Below are 17,687 nucleotides of genomic sequence, written 5' to 3' on the forward strand. Positions count from 1 at the left end.
TCGTAATGGCCGAGAACCGCCGATCCTGTGGCGGCGTTGTTCCCGTGATCGCCATGGGGCGAGGGATTGACAGCCATGTCACAGATTCAAAAGGTATTTTTAGGCGCCATTGCGACCGTCGCCACGCTCGGTGCTGTGCAATTGGCCTCCGGCCATGACTTGGCCGGTCGCTGGCAGGCGGTCGCCGACACCTCCAGCCGCGGCGCGAACCTCGCCCCGAGCCACAACGTCAATCGCACCGCAAAGGCGGACCGGCTCGCCGAGATCAAGCCGGCGCCGGCTCCGACCCGCACGGTGTCGATGCGGCTGAACGACCTCGCCGACACGTCGGTGCTGCTGCGGCTCCCGGCGGTGATCGAGACCGGCAACGCCAAGCCGCCGGTGCTGCTCCTGAACCAGCAGAAGGTTCGCACCAGGCCGACGACGATCGCCTGTGAGCCGATGGTCAGCTCCCTGACCGAGGTCGCAAAGCTGCTCCAGCCCGGCCGTTGCGTGACCTGATCGGCGCCTCCCGTGACGGGAGCCCTCCGGGCGGATGCTTCACATCCTCTTGATCCGCCGTTGCCTCGCGCTATATCCGGGTTCCTCCCTTTGTTTTGACCGGGTAAGCGCATGACGACGTCAGATACGGCTGTGCATACGCAGCCTTTCCAGGCCGAAGTTTCCGAACTGCTGCACCTGATGGTGCATTCCGTTTATTCGGAAACCGATATCTTCCTCCGCGAACTCATCTCCAATGCCTCCGATGCCTGCGACAAGCTGCGCTACGAGGCCATCGCAAGTCCCGCCCTGCTGGGCGAGGGCGACGCGCTCAAGATCCGCATCATCCCGAACAAGACGGCCAAGACGCTGGCGATCGCCGACAACGGCATCGGCATGGAGCGGCAGGAGCTGATCGATCATCTCGGCACCATCGCTCGCTCCGGTACCAAGGCGTTCGTGTCCAAGCTGAAGGAGGCCAAGGACGGCCTCGGCCTGATCGGCCAGTTCGGCGTCGGCTTCTATTCAGCCTTCATGGTCGCCGAGAAGATCGTCGTGATCAGCCGCCGCGCCGGCGAGAGCGACGTCTGGACCTGGACGTCGTCCGGTGGCTCCGGCTTCGAAATCGCCCGTGCCAGCGAGGAGGACGCGGCGCGCGTGACGCGCGGCACCGAAATCGTCCTGCACCTGAAGGACGACGCCAAGAAGTATCTCGAGACCTACGAGATCGAGCGCATCGCCACGGCCTATTCCGACAACATCCTGTTCCCCATCGAGCTCGTGCCCGAAGAGGGCGAGCCGCGCCAGATCAATTCGGCCAGCGCGCTATGGCAGCGCGCGAAATCCGAGCTGACGGCGGACGACTACAAGAAGGCCTATCAGCAGATCGCCTCCGCCTTCGACGACCCCGCGATGACGCTGCACTACCGCGCCGAAGGCCGCTACTCCTACGCCGTGCTGCTGTTCGCGCCCTCGACCAAGCCGTTCGACCTGTTCGAGCCTAACCGCAAGGGGCGCGTGAAGCTCTATGTCCGGCGCGTCTTCATCACCGACGATGCCGATCTGTTGCCGGGCTATCTGCGCTTCATCCGCGGCGTCGTCGACAGCGAGGATCTCCCGCTCAACATCTCCCGCGAGATGCTTCAGAACAATCCGCAGCTCGCGCAGATCCGCAAAGCCGTGGCGACCCGGGTTGTGTCCGAGCTCGAAAGTCTTGCCGACAAGGACCCGGAGAATTTTGCCAAGATCTGGGACGCCTTCGGCGCGGTGCTGAAGGAAGGCATCTACGAGGATTTCGAGCGGCGCGAAAAGCTGCTTTCGCTGTCGCGCTTCACCACCACGTCGGGCGAGAAGCGTTCGTTGAAGCAGGTCATCGCCGATTTCAAGCCGAACCAGACCGAGGTCTATTATCTGGTCGGCGACAGCATCGAGCGGCTGAAATCCAATCCCCGGCTGGAAGCTGCGACCGCGCGCGGCATCGAGGTGTTGCTGCTGTCCGATCCCGTCGATGCCTTCTGGACCTCGATGCCGTCGGAGTTCGACGGCAAGCCGCTGAAGTCGCTGAGCCAGGGCGATCTCAATCTCGACCTGATTCCGCGCGTCGACGAGGCGGACGAGGCGAAGAAGGACGAGCCGGCCGCGGATGAAGCGGCCACCATCGCCGTGATCAAGGCCGCGCTCGGCGAGCGCGTCAGCGACGTCAAGGCCTCGACGCGTCTCACCAGCTCGGCCTCCTGCCTCGTTGCCGACAGCCAGGGGCCCAGCCGCGAACTGGAGCGCATCCTGTCGCAGCAGAACCGCGGCATGAAGACCAAGCCGATCCTCGAGATCAATTTGCGCCATCCGCTGGTCACCGCGGTCACCAAGGCGCAAACCGGCTCGAAGGTCGTCGACGATCTCAGCCTGTTGCTGCTCGAACAGGCGCAGATTCTGGACGGCGAATTGCCGGAGGACCCGGCGGCGTTCGCGGCAAGGCTGAATCGGCTCGTGCTGCAGGGGCTCGGCGCCTGATGGCCGAGGCAGGTCCGGCATGACGAGGGTGCGCCGCTGGAGCGCCCCCACTCACCTTGCCGTCAACTGTCCCGAGGAACAGGTGCCTCGAGCGTGGTGTTATGCCATATGAGGTGGCCGGCATCCGTGCCGGCACCGTGATCGATTCGAGGATTTCTCCATGCGCTTGCCGATCTTGACCCTCACCGCGATTGCGACCCTGTTCGTCGCGGCAGATGCCAGCGCCCAGACCTATGATCCGCGCTATCCGGTGTGCATGCACGTCTATACACCCGGCGGCGGCTTCGGCGGTGGCGGCGGAGACTATTTCGACTGCTCTTTCACCTCGCTGCCGCAGTGCCGCGCGACCGCGTCGGGGCGCTCGGCGAGCTGCGACCTCAACCCGTATTACGCCTTCGATCAGCCCCCGCCGCGCCCGCGCAAGCGGCAGAAGCAGCAATACTAGCGGTCCACCATGCGTCTCTCTCGGATCTTCGCCGCGCGAATCTCGCTCGCCCTGATCGCGGCGAGCGGCGCCCTGCTCGCCGCCGCGCCGTCGCATGGTCAAACCTTCGATCCCCGCTATCCCGTCTGCATGCACGTCTATTCCGGCGCGAATGGCGGTGGCGGGGACTGGTACGACTGCTCCTTCACCTCGCTGCCGCAGTGCCGCGCGACCGCCTCGGGCCGCGCCGCGACCTGTGACCTCAATCCGTATTATCCGTTCACCGCGCCGCCGCGCCCGCGCCACAGGCGAAGCGGTTAGCGCTGGGGGGATCGCCGGCCGCCAATCCGATGGAGCATGCGGGATGATTTGCCGCGTGTTCCTCGAGATTGCGGTGCCATGTCGACCGCCGCGTTGATGGCGGTGGCCAGCTCATCTTGTCCGTCGTCCAGTCGCTTGCATGCAGCCTGGTATCATCGCCGGGGTCGACCATCCGGTCGAAAGAGATCTTGGCGACTTCGTGCCAGCCCTGCATCAGCTCGAAGCGAATGGCGCCGGCCTGCACGCCGATCCCGCCGGCCTGGTAAAGGATCGCTAGAGTTAATCGCGCACTAACGGAGTTTTACCTTGTCTCTTAACACCTGGGCAGCGCGCGCGGGCTAAGCTGCCGGACACAAGCAGACGGCCCGAAAGAGTGAACAATATGACTACCGGCGTCATCGAGCAGCCGAAAGCCGTACACGCACCGTCGGCCTCGAAGATCTGGCTGAAGGCAATCGAGCTCACTGCGCGGATCGAGGCATTGCCCGGGCGTCTGTTCGCGGACGTCATCGACGATTGGGCACAACGCCAGCCCGGCCGCGTTGCGCTGGTCACGGCTGACACAAGTCTGGACTATCAAGGCCTGTCGAAGCGCATCAATCGCTACGCGCGTTGGGCGCGCTCGGTCGGGGTAGCCAAGGGCGATACCGTGGCGCTCATCATGCCGAACGGTATCGACTATCTCGCGGCCTGGCTTGGCATCAGCCGCGTCGGAGGCGTGGTGGCGCTGCTCAATACAAAGCTGGTGGGACAGTCGCTTGCGCATTGCATCGACGTCGCACGACCGGCGCACATCATCGTCGCGCACGAGCTGACGGAGATGCTGGACGGCGCAACGCCGCATCTGAAGGCGCAGCCCAAGGTCTGGACCCACGGTGATGCCCGCAGCCAGCGCGCGATCGATGTCGCTCTCGCCGTCCTCGACGACGGCCCGCTCTCGTCGGACGAACATGGCGACGTCACGATCGATGATCGCGCGCTGCTGATCTACACCTCGGGCACCACTGGCCTGCCGAAAGCGGCCAGCATCAGCCACCGCCGTATCCTCAACTGGGGCTTCTGGTTCGCCGGCCTCACCGGCGCGACTCCGCAGGACCGGCTCTACGATTGTCTCCCGTTGTTCCACTCGGTCGGCGGCATCGTCGCGCCGTGCAGCATGCTGGCTGCCGGCGGCTCGGTCGCCATTGCGGAAAAATTCTCGGCTTCGCACTTCTGGTCCGACATCGTCCGGCATGACTGCACGATGTTTCAGTATATCGGCGAGCTCTGCCGCTATCTGCTGAAGGCGGCGCCGTCGGAATACGAGACCACGCACCGCCTGCGGCTCGTCTGCGGCAACGGTCTGCGCGGCGACATCTGGGAAGATTTCCAGGCGCGCTTTTCCATTCCGCGCATCCTCGAATTCTACGCGGCGACTGAAGGCAATTTTTCGCTGTTCAATGTCGAGGGGCAGCCGGGCGCGATCGGGCGCATTCCGCCGCTGCTCGCACATCGCTTTCCCGCCGGTCTCGTCAAGCTCGACCCCGGCAGCGGCGTGCCGCTGCGCAATGACGAGGGCTTTTGCATCGCCTGTGCTCGCGGCGAGGCCGGCGAAGCCATCGGCCGCATCGGCACCGCGGACGAGGGCGGCGGCCGCTTCGAAGGCTACACCGATGCGGGCGAGACCGAGAAGAAGATCCTGCGCGACGTCTTTGCCAGAGGCGATGCCTGGTTCCGCACCGGCGATCTGATGCGGATCGACGACAAGGGCTTCTTCCATTTCGTCGACCGCATCGGCGACACCTTCCGCTGGAAGGGCGAGAACGTCGCGACCTCGGAGGTGAACGACGCCGTGCGCGATTTCGCCGGCGTGGTTGATGCCACCACCTACGGCGTCGCCATCCCCGGCGCCGACGGCCGCGCCGGCATGAGCGCGATCGTCGTGAACGAGGGCTTTGACATCGCCGCGCTGCCTGCGCATCTCGCGCAGCGCCTGCCGGCTTACGCCCGGCCAGTCTTCATTCGCATCTCGCGCGAGCTCGATGCGACCGAGACGTTCAAGCAGAAGAAGGGCGATCTCGCGCGCGAGGGATTTGACCCGGCTGCGATCTCCGATCCGTTGTTCATGCTCGACCCGAAATCCGGCGCCTATGTCGCGCTCGATTCCAGCACATTTGCCGGGATCGTAGACGGCATGATCCGGCTGTAACGGCAACAAAATCCGCCAGATGGGTCCAATTTTATCTGAATTGTCCAAGAGGCCATTTACTTCTGTCGGGTAAACAGAGGGTCATTGGGAGGCGGTCATCAAGAGCCGCCGGAACACGAATGATAACGAAAAGCGAGCCAGCCATGTCGGTAAGGTCAAAGGTCATCGAAGCGATCCAGCAGATCGCCAGAGAGCAGCATGTCGCGCTTCCCGCACTCTCGGACGATCTGTCCCTGCACGAGACGGGTTTCGACTCGCTCGCCTTCGCCATTCTTGTGGCGCGCCTCGAGGACGAGACCGGCATCGACCCATTCACCATTTCCGAGGACGCTGCGTTCCCCGCCACGGTAGGCGATTTCGTGCGGGCCTACGAAAATGTCCCCGCGTGAGATATTTGCGCTTCGCGACCATCTCGGCGCGGAGCTGAAAGGCCGCACGATCTCCGATGCGCATGATGTCGTGTCGCTGACCGACATCCTGTCGCACACGGTTCTCGGCGGCCGTCTGAGCGAGCTGTCCGGCCGCGCGGTACTGCTGAAACTGTCGGACCAGCTCCGGTCCGGCCTTGCCATGATCGAGCTCGACGGCATCGCCCGCCGCATGCTGCTGTGTCCGCCGGATCTCAACCCGGCGCATCTTGACACGTTGATCGCTGATGCCGGCATCGATGCCGTCGTCACCGACGAGCCTGATCGCTGGGCCGGCACCGGCGTTCCGCTGGTCGTCACCGCGCATTTGCCGCTTCAAGCCACCGCGCCGGCCACGAGCGAGCGTGCGACCGAATGGTTGATGTTGACTTCGGGTACCTCTGGCGTGCCAAAGATCGCTGGCCATACGCTGGAGGCGCTGACCGGGGCGATCGTTGCCGAGGGCCCTGCGCGCGGACCGGCGCCGGTATGGGCGACGTTCTACGACATCCGCCGCTATGGCGGCCTGCAGATCTTCCTCCGCGCTATCCTGTCCGGCGGCTCGATGGTGCTGTCCGATCCGCATGAAGCGCTCGGCGATCACATCGCGCGGTTGAATGCGCGCGGCGTCTCGCACATCTCGGGCACGCCCTCGCACTGGCGCAAGCTCCTGATGAGCGGCGCGGCCGCGCAATTCGCCCCGGCTTACGTCCGCCTCTCCGGCGAGATCGCCGACCAGGCCGTGCTCGACGGCTTGAAGGCGGCGTTCCCCGATGCTTCGGTCGGCCACGCCTATGCCTCGACCGAGGCCGGAGTCGGCTTTGCCGTGAATGACGGGCTGGAGGGCTTTCCGGCCGACTATCTCGGCAACCGCAACGGCGTCGAGATGAAGGTCGTCGACGGCTCGCTGCGGATTCGCTCGGCGCGCACGGCGCATGCCTATGTCGGCCGCGACGCGGCGGCGCTTACCGATGCCGACGGCTTCGTCGACAGCGGCGACATCGTCGAGCTGCGCGGTGACCGTTACTACTTCGTCGGCCGTCGCGGCGGCATCATCAATATCGGCGGGCTGAAGGTCCATCCCGAGGAGATCGAGGCGGTGATCAATCGCCATCCTGACGTGCGGATGTCGCGCGCCAAGTCGCGCCGCAGCCCGATCACCGGCGGCATCGTCGTCGCCGACGCGATCCTCACTGAGGGCACCGATGCGGCGCGCGCGAAAGAGATACGCGACCAGATCCTGGATCAGTGCCGCGCCCAGCTCGCGTCCCACAAGGTGCCGGCGGTGATCCGTTTCGTCGAGGCGCTCGACGTCACCCCGGCCGGCAAACTGGCGCGCACCGATGCATAACGTTCTCGTCACCGGCGGCAGCCGCGGTATCGGTCTTGCCATTGCAACGCGCCTCGTCGGAGGTGGCTTCAACGTGATCGCGGCCGCGCGGCGCGAGAGCGACGAGCTCAAGGCGGCGATTGTCCGGTCCGAGGGGCGGCTGCATTTCCGCGCCTGCGATCTTGCGGTGATCGATGCGATCCCGGCCTTCGCAAAACTGGTGCGCGACGAATTCGGCCCGATCTACGGCCTCGTCAACAATGCCGGCCTCGGCACTGAAGGCCTGCTCGCCACCATGCACAATTCGGAGATTGCGGCGCTGGTGCAGCTCAACGTGCTGTCGCCGATCGTCCTCACCAAATATGTCGCGCGGCAGATGATGGCCGATGGTGCCGGCCGCATCGTCAACATCTCCTCGATCATCGCGACCACGGGCTACAACGGCCTGTCGGTTTACGGCGCGACCAAGGCGGCCGCGACCGGCTTCACCCGATCCCTCGCGCGCGAGGTCGGCAAGCTCGGCATCACAGTGAATGCGATCGCTCCGGGCTTCATCGACACCGAGCTCACCCACAATCTCTCCGACGAGGGACGCAGGCGCATCGCGGGCCGCAGCGCGCTGCGTCGCCTGCCGGAGACGGACGACGTCGCGCGCATGGTGGAATACCTGCTGGGCGAAGGCGGCCGCAACGTCACCGGGACGGTGTTCACCATCGACGCGGGGAATACGGCGTAAGCGGAACTCTGACGCCATGATCGTGTTGATCCGGCCCAATGACATTCAGCCGGATTTGGTCGTAAGATGCCCCGCAATCGGTTGGGTTACGTCAATCGATCTGCCCTAATCGACAGGGAGCAGTCCATGACGACATCAAACATGACCGCTTCAAATCAGGTCCGCGCGGAGCAATCCCCTGCGAAACCGAATGATGTCCGCTGCCCGCCGATGACACATCAGAATTCCGGCAGTCACGGCCATGAAATGTACCCGCAGCAATTCGTCCGTCTGGTCGGCTGCCATGATGCGTCTCTCGATGCCTTGCGCAAGCTTCAGGATGAGCGGCTGCACTAAGCCGCTCATGTCCGCAGCTTCGGCGAGTCCTTCGGAAGGTCAATTCGCTCGTGTGAGAATTCCGGCGGGCCTTCGGTGAGGCGGCGGATGCGGCGCTCGCGTTCGTCCGCCGGTAATGCGGGATCGAGCAGCGTCTCGATCTCATGGACTGCGATCTCTTCGATCCTGGTGGCGTCCGATTCGAGCGGGTGCACCGGCGTGAGGACCGGGGATGCGGTCTTCAAGCCCAGCTCGATCAGCTTGCAGATTGCATCCGAGCGAGTCAGCCGATGAGATTCGGCCCAAGCGTCGACGGCCGCCGTCAGCCTTTCGGGCATCTTCACGGCGCTGATCGGGTCGATGCCCGTGCGCCGCCTGACCGGAGAGGTGGAGTCCTTGTTGCCGAAGTCGGGCACCTCGATCATCCCATGCAACCCTTGGAGGCGATCGACGATAGCCGTTCTCCCCGGGCCGTCGTTTGATGCCGATCAATGACTCCGCCGCGGCAATTGCAGCGGGGCCGTATCTTGTTGTCCGGGTCGGTTTCGGCCAATGATTGAATTTGGGGGCGCCGTTCGGCGAACCCGGATCGATCCTGCCACGTATTTGCTTCGTACTCCAACCATCCGGCAACCCCGATGACCTCAGGCGAATCCTTCTATGGCGGCATTCCCGTCTTCCGAGGCTTCACCAGCCTGATGGACCCGGCGCTGTATTCGCCGCTGCCGGAGGACTGGAGCATCGGCATTGCCGACATCGTCGATTCGACCAGGGCGATCGCGGCGCAGCGCTACAAGGCGGTCAACATGGCCGGAGCCGCCGTGATCGCGGCGGTGACGAATGCGTTGGGGGGACGCGAATTCCCCTTCGTGTTCGGCGGCGATGGCGCGAGCTTTGCGGTTGCGCCGGAGGATGTCGAACTTGCCCGCGAGGCGCTGGCCGCGACCGCGACTTGGGTGCGGGAAGATCTCGATCTGACCATGCGCGTCGCACTGGTGCCGGCCAGCGCCATCCGCGTGCAGGGGCTTGACGTGCGCGTCGCCCGGTTCGGGCCGTCGGCCAACCTGTCCTATGCGATGTTTTCGGGCGGCGGGCTCGCCTGGGCCGACGCCGCGATGAAGCGCGGCGAGTTTGCCGTCGAGGAGGCGCCCGCCGGGGCACAACCGGACCTCTCGGGCCTGTCGTGCCGCTTCGAAGTGATGCCGGCGGCGCGCGGCCTGATCCTGTCGGTGCTGGTGATGCCGGCGCGCGGCGTTGATCCGCAGGCCTTCCGCAAGGTGATCGAGGACATCATCCATCTCGTCGAGCGCAGCCCGGAAGGGGGCCGCCCGGTGCCGCCGCAGGGCCCGCCGCTGAAATGGCCGCCGCAGGGCGTGGAATTCGAGGCCCGCACCAGGCGCGGGGGTCCGCTGCTCGCGCGCAGAGCCAGCGTGCTGGCCTATACGCTGTTCGCCTATTTCATCATGCGCTTCGACATCAAGATCGGCGGTTTCGTGCCCAGCCTCTACAAGCGCCAGGTCGTCGAGAACTCGGACTTCCGCAAGTATGACGACGGCCTGCGCATGATACTCGACTGCACCCCGCAGCTCGAGCGCTTGTTGAGCGAACGTCTCGCGGCCGCCGCGCGCGACGGCATCGTACGCTACGGCCTCCATCAGCAGGACGCCGCGATGATGACCTGCTTCGCGCCGTCGGCGCTGCGCAGCGATCACGTCCATTTCATCGACGGCGCGCGCGGCGGCTATGCCTCGGCGGCGACGGCGCTGAAGGCGATGATGTGAAAGACTCTCGTGCCCCGGACGCAGCGCAGCACGTAGTGATGCGCTGCTGAGCCGGGGCCCATATCTCGGTGTCGCACCGTGCTGCTGTCTGGGCCCCGGCTCTGCAGCGCACCGCAAGAGCGCCGCGCTGCGTCCGGGGCACGAGAGTTCAGAAGCTCACCGCCCCGCGCGCGTCCAGGTTTCACCGCCAAAGAGCGCCCCGAGGCAGCCTTCGACCCGCAGCGAGTCCGCGCCCGTCAGGCTAATGTTGCTCGCATAGGTGCTGCCATCGTCGGCGTTGTAGATCTGCCCCGACCATTTGTTCAGTCCCGCCGGCTCCATGCCGCTGAACAAGGGCAGGCCGATTATCGGACGCCTGGCGAGTGCGGGATTGGGATTCTTGCTGTCGGTGGCGGGCTGGCCGGTCGAAGTATCATAGGGCTCGCGCAGCCAGACGATGTGGCCGCAGATGCCGCCGCCGCATTTGCTGATCTTCACGCGCGCATCGCCCGCCTGCGTGAGCCAGGTCCCGTCGGCGCTCTGCGCACGAGCGGCAGATGTGCCAAGCAACGCGGCGAAGAGGACGATGAGAGCTGCGAATCTGGACGTCATGGAAGGCCCCGAAAATGGAGCGCCTCCATAGCAGCCCGGCAGGATAGTGCAACGCCGGCCGGAATCACTTTCCTGCGTTCAACGGCCTGAACGTTTTGCCTGCGCTCATTTGCCCCATCGCACGAAGGCGACCGAGGCCGCGGTCGACAGCCCGAACGCCACCATGGCGCCGCCGACCAGCGCGAACAGGGTCCAGGCCGGAGCTTGCGCGGTCATGAGTCCGACGCCGCCGATCGCGACGATCAGGAGTCGTGCAGTGGACGCGAGTACGGGGCCGCCGACGCGTGCGGCGCCCTGCGAGGAGAAGTAAAGCGACACGCCCATTCCGAAGAACACGAAGGCCGGACCTGCCCAGTGGAAATAGCTGTGCGCGGCGGCGGTGACGCCGGGATCCCGCGTGAAGAGCCCGACCCACAGCGACGGAGCGAGCGCAACAGTGAGGCCGATCAGGCCGACCGTGAGTCCGGAGGCCGCAGCCGCCGTCCAGGCCACACGCCGCGCGCGCTTCACATGTCCGGCGCCGATCGCCATGCCGACCATCGGCACCGAGGCGATGCCGAAGGCGAAGGTGATCGGGATCAGCAAAAATTCCAGCCGCGATCCGATGCCGTAGCCTGCCAGCATCTCGGTGCCGAAGGTCGCGAGAATCTTCGTGAAGATCAGGATGGTGAGCACGGTCTGGAGCGGCGACAAACAGGCCACCGCGCCGACCTTGAGGATGTCCAGGAACATCGCGCGCTCGAAATGAAACGCGCGGATATCGAGCGGCAGCCGGCTGCGCCCGGACAGCAGATACCAGAGGAAGTAGATCGCCGCGCAGCTGAACGCGATCAGCTGGCCGCTCGCGACACCCGGCATGCCGAATTGCGGCACGCCGAACAGGCCGAGCCCGAGCGTGCCGCCGAGCGCGATCTGGAGTACGCTCGCTCCGATCAGAATCATCGAGGGCAGGCGCATGTCGCCGGTGCCGCGGATCACCGAGGCCAGCGTGTTGACGAGCCAGATCGCGACCGCGCCGGAGAACAGCACCTGCGAATAGCCGCTGGCTTCCTCGAGCACCTGCTCGCGCCCGCCGAGCAGCGCGAAGAAGGAGCGGCCGAAGACGAGCATCGTCACCGTGAAGAACAGCCCGCCGCAGAGGCCGATGATGGCGGCATGCAGCGCCAGCGTCGCGGCGCGGTCGCGATTCCCTGCACCGAGCGCGCGGCTGATCGCGGAGGAGACGCCGCCGCCCATCGCGCCGGCGCTCATCATCTGCGTCAGCATCGCGAACGGAAACACCAGTGCGATCGCGGCGAGCGGAATGGTGCCGAGCCGGCCGATATAGGAGGTCTCGGCCACTGCAACGAGCGCGCTGCCGACCATCGCGATCATGTTGGGGATCGCGAGCCGCAGCAGCGTCGGCAGGATCGGCGCGGTCAGGAGGCTGGCGATGGGGGAGGCGACCGGCGCAACCGGCGGGACGGCGTCTGCTGTGGCGTCGATCGTCATGTTCACCGGGCGGAATATTAAATGATGGCCGACATATTATAAGGCCTGCGGCAGCCGGCGCAGCCCTCGCTCACGCAGGGCTCACCATGGCAGGCCGCATAGGTCGATCGTGCCCAGCGTCGGCGCGCGCACGATGTCGAAGACGTAGGGCGCCATGTAGTCGAAGCGGATCCGCCCCTCCGGCTGCTCGCAATAGACCTCGCCCTTGAAGCGCTGCCATTTGCGGGCCTCGTAGAACGCGAAATTGTGCGGCTCGCAGAACAGCAGGCCGAAGCGGACCGCCTCGTTGGCGCGCATGGTATGCACCGCCGCATCGATCGCGATGGTCGCGTAGCCGCGGCCGCGCCGGTCCTCCCGCGTGGAGACGCCGCCGATGCCGCCGACGTGAACCTTCTGTCCGTTCCAGCTGATGGTCCGGAAGTAGATGCCGACATGGCAGACGAGACCGTCCTCGGGCGTCTCGAGCAGCACGCGGAGATCGGCATTGGCCCATTTGACGTGAGCCCAGGACTTGCCTGCGACCAACTGCGGTGCCCAGACCGCCTGAAGCAGCGGCTCGGCAATCTGCCACGAGGCGTCGCCGTTCAAAATGTCGATCTCGATGCTCATGGCGTGCTCCTTCGCAACTCCGTTCCTTGGCGCGTCAGTTCTGTCTTAAGCGCTTCAAAGGCAATGATATTTCCCGGCGCCCGCAGGCCCGATCGACGGCGGCCGGTTGCGATGAATTTGTGCATCGGACAAGGCTCGCCCGGTCACGCCTTTTCGTAAATTCTCAGGTATTTAATGACGGCGGAACCTTCTATAAGGGGTGACCGTTAGAACTCGTTCCCCACCAGTTGCGGACAAGAACCCATGACCTTTACGCTGCCCCCACTCCCTTACGCCTATGACGCCCTCGGCCAGTATATGTCGAAGGAGACGCTGGAATATCATCACGACAAGCATCATCAGGCCTACGTCACCAACGGCAACAACGCGCTCAAGGGAACCGAATGGGAAGGCAAGTCCCTTGAAGAGATCGTCAAGGGCTCGTTCGGCAAGAACCCTGCGGTGTTCAACAATGCCGGCCAGCACTACAACCACATCCACTTCTGGAGCTGGATGAAGCCAAATGGCGGCGGCACCAAGCTGCCGGGCAAGCTCGAGAAGAAGATCAACGAGGACCTCGGCGGCTTCGAGAAGTTCAAGACCGACTTCCAGGCGGCCGGCGTCGGCCAGTTCGGCTCCGGCTGGTGCTGGCTCCAGGTCAAGAACGGCAAGCTCGAAATCTCCAAGACCCCGAATGGCGAGAATCCACTGGTGCACGGCGCCACCCCGATTCTCGGCTGCGACGTCTGGGAGCACTCCTACTACATCGACTATCGCAACCGTCGCCCCGACTATCTCAAGGCGTTCGTCGAGAACCTCGTGAACTGGGACTACGTGGAGTCCCTGTTCGAGAAGGCGTGAGTATCATTCCGGGGCGCGCGAAGCGCGAGCCCGGAATCCATTTATCCGTTCGGGTGACGCCCGATGGATTCCGGGCTCGGCGCTGATGCGCCGCCCCGGAATGACAAAGAGGCGGTCGCATCAGCGGCTGCCTTTTTGCTGTGCGGAATTGCCCTGCACGGTGCGCGTATCGGCCTGTGATCGTTCCGTTTGCATCGCCCGGCCGGCGCTCCTAATCAGAACGGGCCATCCCCTCGAGCCGACCCGAGCCCGTTGTCAGAACCTTCCCCGAAAGACCCGGCGCCTGCCGAGGACGCAGACTCCGAGCCGCGGCCGGGGCGTGTGCGCAAGCCGATCGGCTGGTCGACCATCATCATTGCGGTCCTGGTGGCGGTGAGCGCGGGACTGGTCTGGCGGCGTGACGGTGCCGACGGCGTCCTCGACATCCTGACCCACGATCTCTCGTTGTTCTCAGGCATCCTGCCGCGCGTGCTCGCGGGCTGCCTGCTCGGGGCCTTCATCTCGGAAATCCTGCCGCACGAAAAGGTCTCGCGCTCGCTGGGGCCGAAATCCGGCCTGATGGGGCTTCTGATCGGCACCGCCTTCGGCGCGATCCTGCCCGGTGGTCCCTTCACCGCCTATCCGGTCGCGAGCGCGTTGCTCGCGGTCGGCGCCGATTTCGGCGCCACCATCGCCATGGTCGTGAGCTGGACGCTGATCGGCTATGGCCGGGCGGTCGCCTGGGAGATCCCGATCATGGGCACCGACTTCACGCTGTGGCGGATCGTCATCTCGCTGCCGCTGCCGGTGCTGGCGGGTGCCCTCGGCCGCTTCGTCTATGTCAGGCTCTATCCGAAGCCGCTCGCGAAGGACGACGAGAATTGAGCGCGGCGCTTCTGATCGACATCCTGTTGTGGGGCTCGGTGCTGGGCGTCGGCCTGATCGCGTTCCGCCGCGGCCCTGCCGTGTTCATGGCCTCGCTGCGCGAAGGCTCGATGGACTTCATCAACATCGTGCCGCGGATCGCGCTGGGTGTGATCGGCTCCGGGTACATCGCCGCCATCATCCCGCAGGAGGTGATCACCGGCTGGCTGGGCCCGGACAGCGGCTGGCTCGGGGTCGCAACTGCCGTGGTCGCCGGCGCGGCCACGCCCGGTGGTCCCGTGATCGGCTTCTCCATCGGCACCGTGGCGCTGAAGTCCGGCGGCGGGATGCCCCAGGTGGTTGCCTATGTCGTCGCCTGGGCGCTGTTCGCTTTTCAGCGCGTGATTTTGTGGGAAATCCCGTTCATGCCGGCCCGTTTCGTCTGGTTCCGCTGTGCCGTGTCCGTGCCATTCCCGTTCGTGGCCGCCGCGATCGCGATGGTGATCGGCAAGCCCTGAGCCCGGCGTGGACAGAGGTGATGTTATAATATAACGTTCTCGGCATGGTTCCCGCCGCATCCCGCGCCCAGCATCATGACCATGTCCAGGGCCACGCCCTTGGCCACGGGCATTCGCATGGGCACGACCACAGCCATGCCCATGTTCATGATGCGACGTCTCCGCATCCGGCCCAGGCGGCGCGCTGGTCGATCCTGCGCATGACCGTGGCAGGCCGCCTCGCGGCCGCGGCCGCCGTTTGTGCCGTGCTCTGGGGCATCGTTTTTCTGGCGATGAGGTGAGGATGGCGGCGCTGCATTTCCACAACGTCACGCTGGGCTATGACCGTCATCCGGCGGTGCACCATCTCAGCGGCGAGGTCGCCGCGGGTGCACTTGTCGCCGTGATCGGCCCGAACGGCGCCGGCAAGTCGACCCTGCTGCGCGGCATCGTCGGCATCCTCAAACCGCTCGATGGCACCATCCATCTCGGCGGCCTCGATGCCCGCGACATCGCCTATCTGCCGCAGAGCGCGGAGATCGACCGCAGCTTCCCGATCTCGGTGTTCGATTTCGTCGGCACCGGGCTGTGGCGCGCCACCGGTCTGTTCGGTGGCATCGGCAGGGCCGCGCGCGAGAAAATCCTCGGCGCGATCGCCTCCGTCGGCCTCAATGGATTCGAGAACCGTCCGATCGGCACGCTCTCGGGCGGCCAGATGCAGCGCGTGCTGTTCGCGCGCGTGCTGCTCCAGGATGCGAGCCTGATCGTGCTCGACGAGCCCTTCAACGCCATCGACACCAAGACCACGGCCGATCTGCTCGCGCTGGTGAAACGATGGCAGGGCGAAGGCCGCACCGTGCTCGCCGCGCTGCATGACATGGAGATGGTGCGCAACCATTTCAGCGACACGCTGGTGCTGGCGCGCGGCCCCGTGGCATGGGGCCCGACCGCTGAGGTGCTGACGCCGGAAAACCTGATCGTCGCGATGCGGATGTGCGAGGCCTTCGACGACAGCGCCGCCGCCTGCGCGGCCGATGATGTCAGCTCGCGGGCGGCTTGATATCCGATGATCCATGACGTGCTGATCGGTCCGTTCACCGAATTCGAGTTCATGCGGCGGGCGCTCGCCGCCGTGATTGCGCTGGCATTGGCGGGCGCGCCGATCGGCGTATTCCTGATGCTGCGACGGATGAGCCTCGTCGGCGATGCCATGGCGCACGCCATCCTGCCCGGCGCGGCCGTCGGATTCCTGCTCTCGGGCCTCAGTCTGTTCGCGATGACGGCCGGTGGCCTCATCGCCGGCTTTGCAGTCGCGATCCTCGCCGGCGTGGTCGCGCGCTCGACCGGGCTGAAGGAGGACGCGTCGCTTGCGACTTTCTATCTGGCCTCGCTCGCGCTCGGCGTCACCATCGTCTCGATCAAGGGCACGAATATCGACCTGCTGCACGTGCTGTTCGGCAACATCCTCGCAATGGACGATCAGACGCTGCTGGTCGTCGCCTTCAATGCCACCGTGACGCTGCTGGTGCTCGCGGTGATCTATCGCCCGCTGGTGATCGAGAGCGTCGACCCCTTGTTCTTGCGCACCGTGAGCCGCGCCGGCGGCCCCGCGCATCTCGCCTTCCTCGCGCTCGTTGTCATCAACCTCGTCAACGGCTTTCAGGCGCTCGGCACGCTGCTTGCGGTCGGACTCATGATCCTGCCCGCGGGCATCGCCCGGTTCTGGTCGCGCGATCTGACCACGATGATCTGCATCGCCGTCGTTGCCGCCGCGGTCTCGGGCTATGCGGGGCTCGTGCTGTCGTTCCAGACCCGTGTGCCGTCAGGCCCGGCCATCATCCTCGTGGCGACGATGCTCTACATCGTCTCCGTCCTGTTCGGCCGCGTCGGCGGCATCGTCCGGCAACTGTTTCCCGGCCGGCACCTGGAAGCATGACGATGCGACTCATCCTTCTTTGTGCGCTGTTGCTGATCGCCGCGCCGCTGCATGCCGCCGAGCGGCTCAACGTCGTCGCGAGCTTCTCGATCCTCGGCGATTTCGTCCGCAACGTCGGTGGTGACCGCATCAATCTGACGACGCTGGTCGGCGCGGACGGCGACGTCCACGTCTACACGCCGGCCCCGGCCGATGCGAAGCGGGTCGCGGATGCAAGGCTCGTCATCGTCAATGGACTCGGCCTCGAGGGCTGGCTGCCGCGTCTCGTCCAATCCTCCGGCAGCAAGGCAACGGTCGTCGTTGCCAGTGCCGGCATCGCGCCTCTGAAGCTTGGCTCAGCCGCGGATCCCCATGCCTGGCAGTCTGTCCCGAACGCCAGGATCTACGTGACCGACATCGCCAATGCGTTGGCCGCCGCCGTCCCGGCTGAGGCGGACTTCTTCCGCACTCAGGCCAAGGCCTATCTGGAAAAGCTCGAAACGCTGGACCGCGATATCCGCGACGCCGTGGCGAAGATCCCGCCGGACCGGCGCAAGGTGATCTCCACCCACGACGCTTTCGGCTATTTTTCCGCCGAATACGGTATCCGGTTCATCGCCCCCCTGGGCGTCTCCACGGAAACCGAACCCAGCGCGCGCGACATCGCGGCCATCATCAGCCAGATCAAGGCCCAGAAAATTCCGGCCGTATTCCTGGAAAATATCAGCGACGACCGCCTGATCCGCCGGATCGCGGCCGAGAGCGGCGCCAAGGTCGGCGGGACCCTGATTTCGGACGGTTTGACCGGCGAAAAGGGGCCTGCACCCACTTACATTGACATGGTCAGGCACAATATAAAGGCCCTGACCAGCGCGCTTGACCATTAGGGCAGGGGCCACCCCGCCTCGC

At 65.3% G+C, this 17,687-nt stretch carries 22 protein-coding genes; 18 read left to right on the forward strand and 4 right to left on the reverse strand.

Going from position 1 to position 17,687, the window contains the following annotated elements; translation table 11 throughout:
* Positions 1 to 75 precede the first annotated feature (75 nt).
* The 10 genes from H1B27_RS10640 to H1B27_RS10685 all read left to right on the forward strand — a co-directional run bounded on the left by H1B27_RS10640 (position 76) and on the right by H1B27_RS10685 (position 8,232).
* Entirely contained in the window at positions 76 to 501 is a 426-nt protein-coding gene (locus H1B27_RS10640; protein ID WP_197966019.1) for a hypothetical protein, read from the forward strand.
* 111 nt (positions 502 to 612) lie between these two features.
* Positions 613 to 2,490 (forward strand): molecular chaperone HtpG, encoded by a 1,878-nt coding sequence (gene htpG / locus H1B27_RS10645; RefSeq protein WP_197966020.1) that lies wholly within the window; start codon positions 613 to 615, stop codon positions 2,488 to 2,490.
* A 160-nt stretch (positions 2,491 to 2,650) separates the two neighbouring features.
* Entirely contained in the window at positions 2,651 to 2,935 is a 285-nt protein-coding gene (locus H1B27_RS10650; RefSeq protein WP_061879201.1) for a DUF3551 domain-containing protein, read from the forward strand.
* A 9-nt stretch (positions 2,936 to 2,944) separates the two neighbouring features.
* Positions 2,945 to 3,235 (forward strand): DUF3551 domain-containing protein, encoded by a 291-nt coding sequence (locus H1B27_RS10655; RefSeq protein WP_061879202.1) that lies wholly within the window; start codon positions 2,945 to 2,947, stop codon positions 3,233 to 3,235.
* A 139-nt stretch (positions 3,236 to 3,374) separates the two neighbouring features.
* The gene (locus H1B27_RS10660) at positions 3,375 to 3,512 is read left to right on the forward strand and encodes a hypothetical protein (RefSeq protein WP_197966021.1); all 138 of its coding nucleotides are present in this window, start codon (positions 3,375 to 3,377) and stop codon (positions 3,510 to 3,512) included.
* A 96-nt stretch (positions 3,513 to 3,608) separates the two neighbouring features.
* Positions 3,609 to 5,423, forward strand: coding sequence for a long-chain-acyl-CoA synthetase (locus tag H1B27_RS10665; protein WP_197966022.1), 1,815 nt, complete (start codon positions 3,609 to 3,611; stop codon positions 5,421 to 5,423).
* A gap of 143 nt (positions 5,424 to 5,566) precedes the next feature.
* Positions 5,567 to 5,812, forward strand: a complete 246-nt coding sequence (locus H1B27_RS10670; RefSeq protein ID WP_061879258.1) for an acyl carrier protein — start codon at positions 5,567 to 5,569, stop codon at positions 5,810 to 5,812.
* A complete protein-coding gene (locus H1B27_RS10675; protein ID WP_197966023.1) occupies positions 5,799 to 7,181 on the forward strand; it encodes a class I adenylate-forming enzyme family protein in 1,383 nt (460 codons plus the stop codon). Before H1B27_RS10670 ends, H1B27_RS10675 begins: the two co-directional genes overlap by 14 nt.
* The gene (locus tag H1B27_RS10680; RefSeq protein ID WP_197966024.1) at positions 7,174 to 7,896 is read left to right on the forward strand and encodes an SDR family NAD(P)-dependent oxidoreductase; all 723 of its coding nucleotides are present in this window, start codon (positions 7,174 to 7,176) and stop codon (positions 7,894 to 7,896) included. The genes H1B27_RS10675 and H1B27_RS10680 overlap by 8 nt, the downstream gene beginning before the upstream one ends.
* Positions 7,897 to 8,022: 126 nt before the next feature.
* A complete protein-coding gene (locus H1B27_RS10685) occupies positions 8,023 to 8,232 on the forward strand; it encodes a hypothetical protein (protein WP_197966025.1) in 210 nt (69 codons plus the stop codon).
* Between the two features lie 5 nt (positions 8,233 to 8,237).
* Here the strand turns inward: H1B27_RS10685 and H1B27_RS10690 are convergent, their stop codons facing one another.
* Positions 8,238 to 8,636, reverse strand: a complete 399-nt coding sequence (locus H1B27_RS10690) for a hypothetical protein (protein WP_197966026.1) — start codon at positions 8,634 to 8,636, stop codon at positions 8,238 to 8,240.
* A gap of 213 nt (positions 8,637 to 8,849) precedes the next feature.
* On the opposite strand from H1B27_RS10690, the gene H1B27_RS10695 reads away from it, so the two are divergent.
* Positions 8,850 to 9,992, forward strand: coding sequence for a DUF3095 domain-containing protein (locus tag H1B27_RS10695; RefSeq protein ID WP_061879208.1), 1,143 nt, complete (start codon positions 8,850 to 8,852; stop codon positions 9,990 to 9,992).
* Positions 9,993 to 10,148: 156 nt separating this feature from the next.
* Here H1B27_RS10695 and H1B27_RS10700 read toward each other — a convergent pair whose 3' ends face one another.
* The 3 genes from H1B27_RS10700 to H1B27_RS10710 all read right to left on the reverse strand — a co-directional run bounded on the left by H1B27_RS10700 (position 10,149) and on the right by H1B27_RS10710 (position 12,683).
* Positions 10,149 to 10,583, reverse strand: a complete 435-nt coding sequence (locus tag H1B27_RS10700; RefSeq protein WP_197966027.1) for a DUF2147 domain-containing protein — start codon at positions 10,581 to 10,583, stop codon at positions 10,149 to 10,151.
* A 105-nt stretch (positions 10,584 to 10,688) separates the two neighbouring features.
* On the reverse strand, positions 10,689 to 12,074 hold the full coding sequence (locus H1B27_RS10705) for an MATE family efflux transporter (protein ID WP_197966028.1): 1,386 nt from the start codon (positions 12,072 to 12,074) through the stop codon (positions 10,689 to 10,691).
* An 81-nt stretch (positions 12,075 to 12,155) separates the two neighbouring features.
* Complete coding sequence (locus tag H1B27_RS10710) at positions 12,156 to 12,683, reverse strand: GNAT family N-acetyltransferase (RefSeq protein WP_061879211.1); 528 nt, start codon at positions 12,681 to 12,683, stop codon at positions 12,156 to 12,158.
* Between the two features lie 243 nt (positions 12,684 to 12,926).
* Here H1B27_RS10710 and H1B27_RS10715 point away from each other — a divergent pair, with 243 nt between their 5' ends.
* From H1B27_RS10715 to H1B27_RS10745, 7 genes are all read left to right on the forward strand, one after another.
* Positions 12,927 to 13,523 (forward strand): superoxide dismutase, encoded by a 597-nt coding sequence (locus H1B27_RS10715; RefSeq protein WP_061879212.1) that lies wholly within the window; start codon positions 12,927 to 12,929, stop codon positions 13,521 to 13,523.
* Positions 13,524 to 13,775: 252 nt separating this feature from the next.
* Complete coding sequence (locus tag H1B27_RS10720) at positions 13,776 to 14,387, forward strand: permease (protein ID WP_197966029.1); 612 nt, start codon at positions 13,776 to 13,778, stop codon at positions 14,385 to 14,387.
* Positions 14,384 to 14,884, forward strand: a complete 501-nt coding sequence (locus H1B27_RS10725) for a hypothetical protein (protein ID WP_197966030.1) — start codon at positions 14,384 to 14,386, stop codon at positions 14,882 to 14,884. The genes H1B27_RS10720 and H1B27_RS10725 overlap by 4 nt, the downstream gene beginning before the upstream one ends.
* Positions 14,885 to 14,928: 44 nt before the next feature.
* Positions 14,929 to 15,165 carry a hypothetical protein gene (locus H1B27_RS10730; protein WP_082822030.1) on the forward strand — a complete coding sequence of 79 codons (237 nt, stop codon included), beginning with the start codon at positions 14,929 to 14,931 and terminating at the stop codon, positions 15,163 to 15,165.
* Positions 15,166 to 15,167: 2 nt separating this feature from the next.
* Positions 15,168 to 15,923, forward strand: coding sequence for a metal ABC transporter ATP-binding protein (locus tag H1B27_RS10735; protein WP_197966031.1), 756 nt, complete (start codon positions 15,168 to 15,170; stop codon positions 15,921 to 15,923).
* Between the two features lie 6 nt (positions 15,924 to 15,929).
* The gene (locus tag H1B27_RS10740) at positions 15,930 to 16,799 is read left to right on the forward strand and encodes a metal ABC transporter permease (RefSeq protein ID WP_197966032.1); all 870 of its coding nucleotides are present in this window, start codon (positions 15,930 to 15,932) and stop codon (positions 16,797 to 16,799) included.
* A gap of 2 nt (positions 16,800 to 16,801) precedes the next feature.
* Positions 16,802 to 17,665: a metal ABC transporter solute-binding protein, Zn/Mn family gene (locus H1B27_RS10745; RefSeq protein WP_061879259.1), complete on the forward strand. Its 864-nt coding sequence runs from the start codon at positions 16,802 to 16,804 to the stop codon at positions 17,663 to 17,665.
* Positions 17,666 to 17,687: the final 22 nt, after the last annotated feature.

It is taken from the genome of Bradyrhizobium diversitatis (assembly GCF_016031635.1).
Lineage (GTDB): Bacteria > Pseudomonadota > Alphaproteobacteria > Rhizobiales > Xanthobacteraceae > Bradyrhizobium > Bradyrhizobium diversitatis.